Raw genomic sequence first — 13,570 nt, 5'->3', positions numbered from 1 at the left:
CCCGGTGGACGCCTCGAAGCCCCCGGCCGATGTGCCGAAGCTCCCGGTGGACGCCTCGAAGCCGCCCGTTGCGGCCCCGGCGGTCCCGGTGGACGCCTCGAAGCCCCCGGCCGATGTGCCGAAGCTCCCGGTGGACGCCTCGAAGCCGCCCGTTGCGGCCCCGGCGGTCCCGGTGGACGCGCCGCAGCCGTCCGTCGTCGCGCCGCAGGTCCCGGCCGTCGCACCGCAGGTTCCCGTCGCGGCGCCCAAGGTGCCCCCCGTGCCGGCGCGGGTTTTCGTCGGGCCGTTGGACGTGATCACGGCGACGATCGACAAGCTCAAGGAGTCCGTCGACGGACTCCTCAGGACGGCCGGTGCCTGCGGCTGTTCGACCGACGCCAGGGCCAAGGCCACCGACGTCCTGACCAGCCTGGTCGCCGCGCTCGTCGCGCTCCTCACCGGCCTCGGCCTGCCCGGCCTCCCCCCGCTCCCCGTCCCGGTTCCGGCCCCCTAGGACCTGTCGTCAAACTTCCGTCTGCCTCGCGGTGTCCGACACGCACTCCCGCCGCACCGGGCGAAAGTGGGCGTCGACGCGGCGACGCCCTCACCGGCCTCCCGGCCGCAGGACCCGGCACCGTCCGCCGGGCTTCCGCGCCGCCGGGCTTCCGCGCCGCCGGGCCTCCGCCCCGCCCCCGCGGGCACGCGTCAGAGTGTTCCCCGGGTCGTCAGGGCCGCCTCCAGCAGTGCCACGTCCGCGGCGTCCTTCGGGCGCCGGGGGCGGCCCGGTATCCACACCGGGGTCATCCGTTTGATCTCGATCTGCGCCGCGGGGGAGACCACCGGGCACTCCAACGCGCCCAGCCGGCCCGGCTCCGCCCCGTCCAGCATCCCGGCGGGCCACGGCGTTCCCGCCCAGGGGCCGCCCGCCACCAGGACCCGGCCGTCCGCGTCCCGGTCGACCAGCGCGAAGCTGATCTCCTCACCGTCCCGTACGAGGTCCAGCTGCTGGGCGTCGGCCCGCAGGACCTCGTACCCGCGGGCGACGAGCGGTCCGGTCAGCCGGCCGGCGTCCCGTGAGCGGGCGAACCAGTCGACGTCCTCGTGCTCGCGGGTGATCCGGCCGAGCCAGAAGTCCATGGCCCAGCCGCCGCGGAGCCAGACCTCCACGCCGAGTCCGAGCACTTCGGCGATCATCGCCAACTGGCGTCGCGCACGGGGGTCGTTCATGTGATCACCGTACGACCCCCGTGCCACCGAGCGACCGTGCGGACCCCCTTGACGGGGTTCCGCGGCGGGGAGACGTTCAGGGGTCTCGCATCCGAACGCGCGCAGCCGGGGGGCCGCCATGCCGCAGGAGTCCGTCCAGACCGTGGGGGAGCTACGGGCGCAGCTCGCGGCGTGCGGGGCGAGGTGGTCCGTCGGCGAGCACCTGGCGGACGCGGATCCCGTGCCGCGGCCCGCGCTCGGTCTGGAGCCGGGGGAGATGCTGACCCGGGCGGCGGAGGCCGGCCCCGTCGACCTGCGGGCGCTCGTCGGGCACGCGAGCGGGAATCCGGACGTGACCCGGCGCAGGGCCGCGCACGGACTGCTGCCCGGCGCGGCGGGGAGCGCCGGGCCGGGCGGTGGGCGGCCCGTCTCCGTGGACTGGCGCAGTCGCTGGGGGAGGCCGTGGCTGACCCGGGTGAAGGACCAGAACCCGTGCGGATCCTGCTGGGTGTTCGGTGCGGCCGCGCTGGTGGAGTCGATGGCGCGGATCGAGCACGGGGTGTGGGCCGAGCGTTCCGAGGGGGACGTCCACGACGGGATGAAGTCGGCCTGCGGACAGGGCGGCGACCCCGAGACCGCACTGCACTGGATCCGGACGAACGGGGGGCTCGCGGACCCGGACTGCTGGCCGTACGGCACACCGCCCCCGGGGCTGCCCGCCGAACGGCGGGAGGCGTGGCGGGCGGAGTACACGCCGAGCTGGGACCGTTCGGGGCGGACCGTGCGGATCGCCGAGCACGTACGGCTCGGGGACGTCGAGCAGCAGAAGGTGTGGCTGGACACGGTCGGACCGCTGACGGCCTGCTTCGACGTGTACGACGACTTCTTCGGGCTCGGAGCCGGTGTCTACCACCGCACCAGTGACCGCCTGGCGGGCGGCCACTGCGTGCTGATCGTCGGCTACGACGACGCGGCGGGCTGCTGGCTGTTCCGGAACTCCTGGGGGCCGGGCCACCACGTCGGCGGCTACGGCCGGATCGCGTACGGCGATTCCGGCATCGACGACTGGGCCAAGTGCGGCCTGTACGGCACGAACATCGACCCGTGGAGCAAACGCCGGCTGCACGCGGGCAACGTCTACGAGAGCGGCAACGGTCGGGCCCACCGCAACTTCGAGATGGCCGCGACCGCGGGCGGGGGCCGGCTGCGGCACTGGTGGCGCGACGGCGACGCCCCCCACGCGTGGTCCCGGGCGGAGACGTTCGCGCACGACGCGTCCGGCCAACCGGCCTTCACCGGCACCACCTACAACCGGAACATGGAGTCCCTGCACGTCACGACGGGCGGCCGGTTGCGCCACTGGTACTTCGAACAGGCCGTCCGCGTCTGGCGCGACGGCGGGGCCTTCGGCCCGGGCGACGCGGCCGTCGGCTCGACCCCGGCGTTCATCCAGAGCGACTACGGCAAGCCGGGGAACTTCGAGGTGGTCGTCCGCACCGCCGACGGTCGGCTGAACCACTGGTGGCGGATCAACGGCGCCCCCTGGACCTGGAACGACGGCGGCCGGTTCGCGCCCGGCACCGCCCACTTCGGTCCCGCCCTGATCCAGACCCGGGGCCGCCGGCTGGACCTCGTCGCGGCCCGCGCCGACGGCCGGATGCAGTTGTGGTGGCGGGACGACGCGAACTCCTTCGTGTGGCGACCGGGCGAGGTGTTCGGCGGGGGCATCACCTCCGCGCCCTGCCTGATCGAGGGCCAGCACGGGGCCGCGGACGAGGACACCGCCGGGAACTACGAGCTGTGCGCGGCCCGCGGCGACGGACGGGTGGAGCACTGGTGGCGGGGGAACGCGGCCGGTACGGGGTGGACCCGGGGCGCGGTCTTCGGACACGACGTGCAGGCCGTCACCGGGATGCTCCAGGGCAGCTTCGGATTCAACCTGGAGGCCGTCGTGCTGCGCACCGACCGGCTGCTCCAGCACTACTGGCGCGACGGTGCGGGCTGGCACGAGGGCCAGGTCATCGGCCCGGCCTGAGCACCCGGTGCTGGAGGGCCTCCAGCGGGCCCCGCTCGAAACGGCGCAGCCACAGCCACGAGCCGGCGACCAGGGTCAGGGAGACGGCCGCCCACAGGCCCATCACCCACCAGGGGCCGGTGTCGGCGAAGCGGGTGGCGAGGCCGAGCCCGATGCCGTAGCAGAGCAGGACGCAGAGCAGGTTCTGGGCGACGTAGCAGGACAGGGCGGTGCGGCCGACCGAGCCGAGGGCGGTGACCAGCGGCTTCGGCAGCCACAGCCGGTCGAGGGCGATGCCGATCAGCCCGATGTACCCGACGGCGACGAGCGGGGCGACGCCGTAGCGGCCGACGGCGAAGAAGTCGCCGCCACCGAGGGTGGTCGCGACGGTCAGGGGCAGGCCGAGGCCCAGGCCCCAGCCGGCCATCCGGGCCCGGACGCGGCGGCCCGCGTCGCTCGCGGTGAAGGCGCCGGCGCGGTGCAGGCGCACCCCGAGCAGGAAGAGGAACACCAGCAGCCCGAAGGAGAAGACGGGTTCGATGCGCAGGGCGGCGAAGTTCTCCAACCGGAAGGCGACCTGGTCGAACCAGCTCCCCTCGGCGTAGAGCGCGACGACCTCGGGGTCGGGCCCACCGGATCCGGAGGCGGATCCGGAAGCCGTGCCGGAGGCGGCGCCGTCGTCCGATCCGCCCATCAGGGCGAGGGTCAGCAGCGACACCATCACCAGGTGCAGCGCCCCGGCCGTCCACATGGCCCGGCGCCGGACCTTCTCGGAACGGGCCAGCAGCCGGGCGACGAGGAGGGCGGTGAGCGCGTAGCCCATCAGCACGTCCCAGGCGAAGACGAGCAGGAAGTGGACGGTTCCCTCGACGAAGAGGAAGGCGGCCCGCCGCCAGTACCGGCCGGGCCACGGGTTGCCGCGACGGGCCGCCGAGTCGTACTGGATGGCCAGGCCGACGCCGAACAGGACCGTCAGCAGGGCCAGGAACTTGCCGTCGGCGAGGGCGCGGAACACCGTCCCGGCGATGTTCGCGGCGGACGGGTCGGACAGCGGGTCGGCGGAGGTGAGGCCGCCCGTGAGGACGCCCCACTCGGAGCCGGGGGAGGTGAAGATCCAGACGTTGGTCATGAGCGTGCCGAGGATGGCGGCGCCGCGCAGGACGTCGAGGAGGGGCAGCCGCGCGGTCGCGCGCCGCGCCGGGGCGATCAGGGTGTCGGCCATGACTTCAGCGTCCCGGCGCGCGGGGCCTCGCACGTCGTGCCCGTGGACGAACGACCGGTACATCCTTCGATGCAGCCGTGGGCGGGCCGCGTCCACATCCCGGACGGCCCCCGACTTGCACCTGTGTTGTATCTAAGCTGTGCCCATGCCATCCGACTCCCCCGCCGCGCCCACCGCCACCGCGGCCGACCGCGTCTACCGCCACGTCAAGCAGGGCGTACTGGACCGTCGCTACGAGGGCGGGGTGCTGCTCACCGAGGGCGAGGTCGCCGAGGCCGTCGGGGTGTCCCGCACCCCGGTCCGCGAGGCGCTGCTGCGGCTGGAGACGGAAGGCCTGCTGAAGCTGTACCCGAAGAAGGGCGCGCTGGTGCTGCCGGTCTCCGCGCAGGAGATCGCCGATGTCATCGAAACCCGGCTGCTGGTCGAGGAGTTCACCGTACGCAGGGCCGTGCCCGCCCCGCCCGCCCTGCTGGAGCGGCTCACCGCCCTGCTCGCCGAGCAGCGGCGGCAGGCCGCCGCAGGCGACACCGCCGCCGCGATGACCGCCGACCGCGCCTTCCACGCCGAGATCGTGCGCCACGCCGGCAACGCCATCCTCTCCCGCCTCTACGACCAGCTCCGCGACCGGCAGCTGCGGATGGGCGTCGCCCTGCTGCACGCCCACCCCGACCGGATGGCCCCGACGCTGGCCGAGCACGCCGAGATCCTGGACGCGCTGCGCGCCGGGGACGCGGAGGCGGCCGCCGCGGCGGTGCGCGGACACATCGGACGGGTCGAGGCGCTCGTGCGGGGGGCGGGCCGATGAGCTCCGCCACCGAGGCAAGGCCCACCGGCCCCGTCCCGAAGGATCCGCCCGGCGGGCGGGAGGCCGTCGCCGTCTGGTCGATCGGCGTCGCCGTCTACTTCGTCGCCGTCATCTTCCGGACCAGCCTCGGCGTCGCCGGACTCGACGCCGCCGACCGCTTCCAGGTCAACGCCTCCGCACTGGCCACCTTCTCCCTGCTCCAGTTGCTGGTCTACGCGGGGATGCAGATACCCGTCGGCCTGATGGTGGACCGGCTCGGCACCAAGAAGGTGCTGACGCTGGGCGCCGTCCTCTTCACCGCCGGGCAGATCGGCTTCGCCCTCTCGCCGTCCTACGGGATGGCGCTGGCCGCCCGCGCCCTGCTGGGCTGCGGCGACGCGATGACCTTCATCTCCGTCCTGCGGCTCGGCACCCGGTGGTTCCCCGCCCGGCGGGCGCCGCTGATGGCCCAGCTCGCCGGGCTGGTGGGCATGGCCGGCAACCTCGTCTCCACCCTGGTCCTGGCACCCGTCCTGCACGGCATCGGCTGGGTCCCGGCCTTCGCGGGCAGCGCCGTCGCCGGACTGGTGGTGCTGGTCCCCCTCGTGCTGTTCCTGCGCGACCACCCCGAGGGGTACGGGAGCCCGCCCGTCACGCGTGCGACGGGGCGGGGGGCGGCCGGTGGGTTCGTACGCCGGCAGATCGCCGACTCCTGGCGGGAGCCCGGGACACGGCTCGGCCTGTGGGTGCACTTCACGACGCAGTTCCCCGCGATGGTGTTCCTGCTGCTGTGGGGGATGCCGTTCCTCGTCGAGGCCCAGGGGCTGTCACGGACCGCCGCCGGCGGGCTGCTGACCCTGATCGTGGCCTCGAACATGGCCTTCGGGCTGGTCTACGGGCAGGTCGTCGGCCGTCGGCAGGGAGCACGGATCCCGCTGGCCCTCACCACCGTCGGCGTGACCGCCGCCCTGTGGGCCGCCGTCCTCCTCCACCCCGGGGACCGGGCCCCGATGTGGCTCCTGGTCACCCTGTGCGTGGTGCTCGGCACCTGCGGTCCGGCCTCGATGATCGGCTTCGACTTCTCCCGGCCCGCCAACCCGGCCGAGCGGCAGGGCACCGCGTCCGGCATCACCAACATGGGCGGCTTCCTCGCGTCGATGACCACCCTGCTCGCGGTGGGCGTCCTCCTCGACGCCACCGGGGACGACTACCGGATCGCCTTCTCCTCGGTCTTCGTCCTCCAGGTGCTGGGGACCAGCCGGATCCTGCGGCTGCGGGGCCGCGCGCTCGCCCGGGAACGCTCCCGGGCCGCCGCTGCCGTCCCCTGCGCGCAGGCCGCCGCCCCCGCCGCGGACCCGGCCTCACCACCGGCCGCGGCCGGGGTCTGAGGTGCGGGGCCGGGGCGCTACGGAGTGACGGCGAACGCGGCCAGGATGGCCTCGGCCAGCTCCTGATCGCCCTCCGCCTTGACCCGGTCGGCAACCGTGCGGGGCCGCACCCGGCCCGCGGCGAGGCGGACGTACGTCTCCCAGTCCAGGGTCAGCGTCACGGCCGGACCCAGCGACGGCGACTTGTCCAGGGTGCCGCGACCCTCCGCGTCCACCCGCACGGTCCGCATGAACTCCAGCTGCCCGTGCACGTCGATGACCACCGCCGAGTTCGCCGGCGCGCCCGCGCCCTTGGCGACCGCCTTCGGCAGGCCGGCCAGCAGCATGTCCCGCGCCACGTACGCGCCGGGGGAGTCCCAGTTCCCCGGTACGCCCAGCGCCGCCCTCAGGTCCTGCTCGTGGATCCACACGTCGAAGGCGCGCAGCCGCAGCGCCTGCTCCAGCGACACCTGCTCACCGAGCGGCCCGCGCACCATCGTGGCCGGATCCCGCTTCTCGTTGCGCAGCTGGCGCGAGCGGCGGATGACCGTGTACTCCAGCTCCGAGGTCATCTCGGGCGCGGTGTGGTGGCGGCGTACGTCCACCTGGACTTCCATGTAGCGGGTGAACTCGTCGACCACGTGCCGCAGATCACGCGGGAGGGTGTGGATCGGACGGGGGTCTCCGAGCTGCTCGCACTCGATGCCGATGATGTGTGACACAACGTCACGGACGGACCAGCCGGGGCAGGGCGTCGCCCGGTTCCAGTCGCGCTCGGGCAACGGGAGGACCAGCTCGGATATCGCCTCGATGGAATGCGTCCACGCGTCGGCATAGGGCTGAAGGCTGGGATGGACGGTCAACGGGACCCCTCGCGTGCTGTTCAGTGGCGCGTTGTGGACTATGCCCAAAAGTACGCTGCCGGTGAGCACCCCGGCAGTGCTTTCGTGTGACGATCGTAGGCCCGAGTCGACGGCTGACAAGCCAGGACGGTGGTACTGTGCGCGCTTCGCTGATCCAAATCGCGGTGAACGAAGGGGAGTCGGTCGCTTCCCGGCGGTCCCGCGTGGCCGAACTCGTACGGGATCAGAGCGATTCCGATCTCGTCGTGCTGCCCGAACTGTGGACCGTGGGCGCCTTCGCCTACGAGCAGTTCGAGACCGAGGCCGAACCGTTGGACGGCCCCACCTACGAGGCCATGTCCGACGCGGCCCGGGACGCGGGCGTCTGGCTGCACGCCGGCTCGATCGTGGAGCGCGCGGGCGACGGCTCGCTCTACAACACCGCCCTCACGCTCTCCCCCACGGGTGAGCTCGCCGCGACCTACCGCAAGATCCACCGGTTCGGCTTCGACCAGGGCGAGGCCGTCCTGATGTCGGCGGGCGACTCCCTGACCACGGTGACCCTGCCGGAGCAGACCCTCGGCATCGCCACCTGCTACGACCTGCGCTTCCCGGAACTGTTCCGCGGCCTGGTCGACGCCGGCGCGACGACGATGGTCGTGGCCGCCGGCTGGCCGGCCCGCCGCAGGTCCCACTGGACCCTGCTGAACCGGGCGCGGGCGGTCGAGGACCAGTCGTACGTCCTCGCCTGCGCGCTGGCCGGCACGCACGCGGGCGTCGAGCAGTCCGGGCACAGCCTGGTGGTCGACCCGTGGGGCGAGGTCCTGGCCGAGGCCGGCCCGGGCGAGGACGTCATCACCGTGGACCTGGACCCGAAGAAGGTCGCCGAGACCCGCGATCAGTTCCCGGCGCTCAAGGACCGGGCGCTGGGCCTGCGGGCCCCCGGCGGCGCGCGGTGAGCGCGCCCGAGGGGCAGGACGCGGCGGTCGAGGCCGCGCAGGAACCCCACGTGCCCGCACCCGGCGAGCGCGCGGTGCGCGACCGGGTGTGCGAGGAGGCCACCGGCATGGACCACCACGGGGCGCACGAGGCCTTGGAGGCGGCCAGGGGCGCGGACGCCGATCCGGCCGTCGTGGCGGAGTGGCAGCGCATCACCGAGCACCTGGAGGCCCACGGCGGTCCGTACTCCCCGGATTCCGACCCCTTCGCCCAGGGCCGCCTCGCGGCCCGCGCCCACCACGCGCAGGAGGCCCGGACCCCGTAGGACGGCGACGGCCGGTCGGGGGGGTCGGGGCGGTCGGGGCGGTCGGCCGACCGGCCCGACCGGCTGCCCCGACCGGCCGACCGGCCCGACCGGCTGCCCCGACCGGCCGACCGGCCCGGCCGGGTCAGCCGACGGCGGCGCGGACGGCGTCCCCGAGGGTGCTCCGGGCGTCCTCCCCGGCCCCCTCCCGGGCGTCCTCGCCCTCCCGCTCGGTCATCCGGATCACGCACACGGCGACCGCGATCAGCAGGGCCGCGTCCGCGTCCTCCCGGACCACGTCGACGGCGTAGGTCTCGCGGATCCGGTACCACTGGCGGGAGACCAGCGCGAGCAGCTCACCCGCATACTCGATCTTGAACTCGCGCTCCGCGATCCGGCCGCTGACGTCGAGCTCCGTTCCCTCCACCAGCGTCACGCGGTGGTGGTGGCGCAGCAGCGAGAGCCGCTTGCGGCGGATGACGGCGAGCCGCCGGTCGTCGCGCTCCAGCGTCATCGCGTCGCGCAGCGAGAAGAACTTCTCCCGCAGGGTGATCAGGACCCGCCCGTCGGGGTCCTTCAGCTCCAGGGTGTCGCGCAGCCGCAGCGCCTTCCCGTCGACGAGGAAGGCCTGCCGGCCGTCCTCGTCCTCGATCCAGTAGTCGTCGCCCAGGGCGAGCATTTTGTCCCGTACGAGGTATTTCATGCGGTCATCGGTGCCCGCGATAGGTTGCCGCCATGCCTCTTCTCTACGTGACCGACCTGGCGTACCCGGCCCGTGGCCGCCGCTACGGCGACGAGGACGTGTTCCTCACCTCCCGACTGCGCGAGCACTTCCCGCTGGCCCTGTGCCATCCGCTGGACGCGGCGGCGCTGATGGGCGGCTTCGACGCCGTCGTCGTCCGCAACAGCGGGCCCGTCCTGCACTACCAGCAGGCCTACGACGCCTTCCGGACGGCCGCCCTCGCCACCGGAACCCGCGTCTACAACCCGCTCGACGGACGCGGCGACATGGCCGGGAAGCAGTACCTCCTGGACCTCACCGCCGCCGGGTTCCCGGTCATCCCCACCATCGACGACCCCGCCGACCTGCACCTGCTGCCCGAGGCACCCGAGTACGCGGTCAAGCCCAAGCAGGGCGCCGACTCCATAGGCCTCACCTTCACCGCGCACCCGACCGGCCCGGCGGGCGAGGTGCTGATCCAGCCGCGGATCGACTTCGCCTACGAGGTGTCCTTCTACTTCGTCGACGACGCCTTCCAGTACGCCCTCCACGCCCCCGACCCGGCCCGCCGCTGGGACCTCGTCCCGTACGAACCCACCGACGAGGACCTGGCCTTCGCGAGCCGCTTCATCGCCTGGAACACCCTCGCGCACGGCATCCAGCGCGTGGACGCCTGCCGCGCCCCGTCCGGGGAACTGCTCCTCGTCGAACTGGAGGACCTGAACCCGTACCTGTCCCTGGACCTGCTGTCGGAACCCGTCCGCGACGCGTTCGTGGCGGCCCTGGTCGGCTCCCTGAAGTCGTTCCTGGCAGCGGAACCGCCGGCGCCCGCACCGTAGGGACGGACCCCGCTCCCCGCCCCGCGGAGCTCGTCGCACGGCCGTGACGGGCGCTTCACGACCGGATGGCAAGCTTGAAGGATGAACGATGCTGCTCCGGCGCCCACCCCCGCGCCCGCACCCCGCAAGCGTGCCCGTGTCCGTGCCCCCGAGCTGATCGGCAAGGGGGGCTGGCTGAACACCGGCGGGAAGGAAATCACCCTCGCGGACCTGCGAGGTAAGTGCGTTGTTGTCGATTTTTGGACGTTCTGCTGCATCAACTGCCTGCACGTCCTCGACGAGCTGCGTGAGCTGGAGGAGAAGCACCGGGACACCGTCGTCATCGTCGGCGTGCACTCGCCGAAGTTCGTCCACGAGGCCGACCACGCCGCCGTGGTCGACGCCGTGGAGCGGTACGAGGTCCACCACCCGGTCCTGGACGACCCCGAGCTCGCCACCTGGAAGCAGTACGCCGTGCGGGCCTGGCCCACGCTCGTCGTCATCGACCCCGAGGGGTACGTCGTCGCCCAGCACGCCGGCGAGGGACACGCCCACGCCATCGAGCGGCTGGTGGCGGAGCTGGAGGCCGAGCACGAGGCCAAGGGGACCCTGCGGCGCGGCGACGGGCCCTACGTGGCGCCCGAGCCGGTCGCGACCGACCTGCGGTTCCCCGGCAAGGCCCTGCTGCTGCCCTCGGGGAACTTCCTGGTGTCGGACTCCACCCGGCACCAGCTGGTCGAGCTGGCCCCGGACGGGGAGGGCGTCGTGCGCCGCGTCGGCAGCGGCTCGCGCGGCTTCACCGCCGAGAGCTTCAGCGAACCGCAGGGCCTGACGCTGCTGCCCGACGGCCGGGTCGTCGTCGCCGACACCGTCAACCACGCGCTGCGCACCTTCGACCCGGTCACCGGGGTCGTCGAGACCGTCGCCGGTACGGGACGCCAGTGGTGGCAGGGCTCGCCGACCTCGGGCCCGGCCCTGGAGGTCGACCTGTCCTCGCCCTGGGACGTCGCCTGGTGGCAGGGCAAGGTGTGGATCGCCATGGCCGGCGTGCACCAGCTGTGGACCTGGGACCCGGAGACCGGCGCCGTCGCGGTGGCGGCCGGGACCACCAACGAGGGCCTCGTCGACGGTCCGGCCGCCGAGGCCTGGTTCGCGCAGCCGTCGGGGCTCGCGGCGGCCGGGGACCGGCTCTGGATCGCCGACTCCGAGACCAGCGCCCTGCGGTACGTCGAGGTCGACGCCGACGGGGGTTACGCGATCGTCACCGCCGTCGGCAGCGGCCTGTTCGACTTCGGCCACCGCGACGGCGACGCCGCCCAGGCCCTGCTCCAGCACCCGCTCGGGGTCACCGCCCTGCCGGACGGCTCGGTCGCGGTCTGCGACACGTACAACCACGCGCTGCGCCGCTACGACCCCGCCACCGGGCAGGTCTCCACGCTCGCCACCGACCTGCGCGAGCCGAGCGACGCGGTCCTCGTCGACGACGACATCGTGGTCGTGGAGTCCGCCCGGCACCGGCTGACCCGGCTGCGCCTGCCCGAGGAGGCCGTACGGGTCGACGCGGTCGCCCACCGCACCCGGCGGGCCGCCACCGAGGTCGCCCCCGGAACGCTGCGCCTCGACGTGGTGTTCCAGGCCCCGGCCGGTCAGAAGCTCGACACCCGCTACGGTCCCTCGACCCGGCTGCTGGTCTCCTCGACCCCGCCGGAACTCCTGGTGTCGGGCGAGGGCCGGGGCACGGACCTGTTCCGCGACCTGGAACTGAACCCGGAGGTGGCCGAGGGCGTGCTGCACGTCTCGGCGATGGCCGCGTCCTGCGACGACGACCCGACGAACGAGTACCCGGCCTGCCACGTCCACCAGCAGGACTGGGGCGTCCCCGTGCGCCTCGTCCCGGACGCCGCGACCCGTCTCCCCCTGGTCCTGGCGGGCCTGGACGCGGAGTAGGTCCGGAGCGCGAGCACGGGAACCCCCGCACCGCGACGCGCGGTTCGGGGGTTTCTGTCGACCGGCCGGTCGGTCAGCCCTGCAAGAAGGAGAGCAGGGCGTTCGCGAGGAGGTACGGGTCGTCGGCGCCGCAGAGTTCGCGGGCGCTGTGCATCGACAGGATGGCCACGCCGATGTCGACGGTCCGGATGCCGTGGCGGGCGGCCGTGATCGGGCCGATCGTCGTGCCGCACGGCATCGAGTTGTTGGAGACGAACGTCTGCCACGGCACTCCGGCGCGCTCGCAGGCGCCCGCGAACACCGCGCGGCCGTTGCCGTCCGTCGCGTACCGCTGGTTGACGTTGACCTTGAGGATCGGGCCGCCGTTGGCGCGCGGGTGGTGCGAAGGGTCGTGTCGTTCCGCGTAGTTGGGATGCACGGCGTGGCCTGTGTCGGAGGACAGGCAGATGGTGTCCGCGAGGGCGCGCGCCCGGTCCTCGTAGGTTCCGCCGCGCGAGAAGACTGAACGTTCCAGCACGTTGCCCAGGAGCGGACCGTCGGCGCCGGTGTCCGACTGGGAGCCGTTCTCCTCGTGGTCGAAGGCGGCCAGCACCGGGATGTGGTCGAGCTTGTCGGCCGTGGAGACGGCGGCGAGCGCCGCGACGCCCGCGTGCACCGACAGCAGGTTGTCCATCCGCGGTCCGGCGAGGAGTTCGTGGTCGCGACCCAGGTAGGCCGGCGGCTCGATGGAGTGGACCATCAGGTCCCAGCCGGCCACCGAGCCCTGTTCCAGGCCCTCTTCCTCTTCGAGGAAGGCGATCAGGTCGCCCTCGCGGGCGTCTCCCAGCCCCCAGATCGGCTGCATGTGCCGCTGCTTGTCCAGCTTCAGACCGTCGGTGTTCACCGACCGGTCCAGGTGGACGGCGAGTTGGGGGACGCGCAGCAGCGCGCGGTCGATGTTGACGAGGCGTTCGGTGCCGTCGCGCAGCGTCAACCGGCCCGCCAGGCCGAGGTCCCGGTCCAGCCAGGTGTTGAGCAGGGTGCCGCCGTAGATCTCGACGGCGACCTGGCGCCAGCCCTGGGAGCCGGTGTCCGGGACGGGCTTGACCCGCAGGTTGGGGGAGTCGGTGTGCGCGCCGACGATCCGGAAGGGCGTGTGTGCCGCGGCGCCCTCGGGGACGTACCAGGCGATGAGGGCGCCCCCGCGGAGTACGAACCTGCCACCCGTGCCCGAGTCCCAGGCGTCCGATTCCGACAACTGCCTGAAGCCCGCCTTCTCCAGCCGTTCGGCCGAGTTGGCCACGGCGTGGTACGGCGACGGACTGGCCGTCAGGAAGGTCATCAGATCGTCGGTGTGTCCGCGGTCGAAGCGGGCGGGAGAGGTCATGTGGTTCACCTTAACGACGGTCGTGTTCGCCATTGGCCGGACTGCGGCGGATAGCGGAAAG

12 protein-coding genes and 1 pseudogene are annotated in these 13,570 nt (G+C 73.4%); 8 read left to right on the top strand and 5 right to left on the bottom strand.

The features are described from left to right. Window positions 1-493 (top strand): annotated as a pseudogene (locus ACZ58N_RS18455) (hypothetical protein); the annotation flags it as partial. A gap of 191 nt (window positions 494-684) precedes the next feature. Here the strand turns inward: ACZ58N_RS18455 and ACZ58N_RS18450 are convergent. Then, a complete protein-coding gene (locus ACZ58N_RS18450) occupies window positions 685-1,206 on the bottom strand; it encodes a nucleotidyltransferase domain-containing protein (RefSeq protein WP_471160672.1) in 522 nt (173 codons plus the stop codon). Between the two features lie 118 nt (window positions 1,207-1,324). Here ACZ58N_RS18450 and ACZ58N_RS18445 point away from each other — a divergent pair, with 118 nt between their 5' ends. Then, on the top strand, window positions 1,325-3,220 hold the full coding sequence (locus ACZ58N_RS18445; protein ID WP_471160669.1) for a C1 family peptidase: 1,896 nt from the start codon (window positions 1,325-1,327) through the stop codon (window positions 3,218-3,220). On the opposite strand, the gene ACZ58N_RS18440 is transcribed toward ACZ58N_RS18445, so the two are convergent. After that, a complete protein-coding gene (locus ACZ58N_RS18440; RefSeq protein WP_471160667.1) occupies window positions 3,204-4,421 on the bottom strand; it encodes a DUF418 domain-containing protein in 1,218 nt (405 codons plus the stop codon). The two genes, ACZ58N_RS18445 and ACZ58N_RS18440, sit on opposite strands and share 17 nt — an antisense overlap. 145 nt (window positions 4,422-4,566) lie before the next feature. Here ACZ58N_RS18440 and ACZ58N_RS18435 point away from each other — a divergent pair, with 145 nt between their 5' ends. Beyond that, entirely contained in the window at window positions 4,567-5,226 is a 660-nt protein-coding gene (locus ACZ58N_RS18435) for a GntR family transcriptional regulator (protein WP_471160664.1), read from the top strand. Continuing rightward, window positions 5,223-6,593, top strand: coding sequence for an MFS transporter (locus ACZ58N_RS18430; protein WP_471160662.1), 1,371 nt, complete (start codon window positions 5,223-5,225; stop codon window positions 6,591-6,593). Before ACZ58N_RS18435 ends, ACZ58N_RS18430 begins: the two co-directional genes overlap by 4 nt. A gap of 17 nt (window positions 6,594-6,610) precedes the next feature. Here the strand turns inward: ACZ58N_RS18430 and ACZ58N_RS18425 are convergent, their stop codons facing one another. Then, complete coding sequence (locus tag ACZ58N_RS18425; protein WP_471160659.1) at window positions 6,611-7,435, bottom strand: maleylpyruvate isomerase family mycothiol-dependent enzyme; 825 nt, start codon at window positions 7,433-7,435, stop codon at window positions 6,611-6,613. Between the two features lie 137 nt (window positions 7,436-7,572). On the opposite strand from ACZ58N_RS18425, the gene ACZ58N_RS18420 reads away from it, so the two are divergent. Both ACZ58N_RS18420 and ACZ58N_RS18415 read left to right on the top strand, forming a co-directional pair. Further along, a complete protein-coding gene (locus tag ACZ58N_RS18420) occupies window positions 7,573-8,373 on the top strand; it encodes a carbon-nitrogen family hydrolase (protein WP_471160656.1) in 801 nt (266 codons plus the stop codon). Then, the gene (locus ACZ58N_RS18415) at window positions 8,370-8,678 is read left to right on the top strand and encodes a hypothetical protein (RefSeq protein WP_471160653.1); all 309 of its coding nucleotides are present in this window, start codon (window positions 8,370-8,372) and stop codon (window positions 8,676-8,678) included. Before ACZ58N_RS18420 ends, ACZ58N_RS18415 begins: the two co-directional genes overlap by 4 nt. 124 nt (window positions 8,679-8,802) lie before the next feature. Here ACZ58N_RS18415 and ACZ58N_RS18410 read toward each other — a convergent pair whose 3' ends face one another. Then, a complete protein-coding gene (locus ACZ58N_RS18410; RefSeq protein ID WP_471160651.1) occupies window positions 8,803-9,360 on the bottom strand; it encodes an LURP-one-related/scramblase family protein in 558 nt (185 codons plus the stop codon). 32 nt (window positions 9,361-9,392) lie between these two features. On the opposite strand from ACZ58N_RS18410, the gene ACZ58N_RS18405 reads away from it, so the two are divergent. Together ACZ58N_RS18405 and ACZ58N_RS18400 are read left to right on the top strand one after the other, a co-directional pair. After that, a complete protein-coding gene (locus ACZ58N_RS18405) occupies window positions 9,393-10,217 on the top strand; it encodes an ATP-grasp domain-containing protein (protein ID WP_471160648.1) in 825 nt (274 codons plus the stop codon). An 81-nt stretch (window positions 10,218-10,298) separates the two neighbouring features. Further along, complete coding sequence (locus ACZ58N_RS18400) at window positions 10,299-12,143, top strand: NHL domain-containing thioredoxin family protein (RefSeq protein WP_471160645.1); 1,845 nt, start codon at window positions 10,299-10,301, stop codon at window positions 12,141-12,143. Between the two features lie 73 nt (window positions 12,144-12,216). Here the strand turns inward: ACZ58N_RS18400 and ACZ58N_RS18395 are convergent, their stop codons facing one another. Next, window positions 12,217-13,509 (bottom strand): M18 family aminopeptidase, encoded by a 1,293-nt coding sequence (locus tag ACZ58N_RS18395; protein WP_471160643.1) that lies wholly within the window; start codon window positions 13,507-13,509, stop codon window positions 12,217-12,219. Window positions 13,510-13,570: the final 61 nt, after the last annotated feature.

It is taken from the genome of Streptomyces sp. NPDC040432, from assembly GCF_055595445.1.
This window is presented reverse-complemented; position numbering and strand designations above follow the sequence as displayed.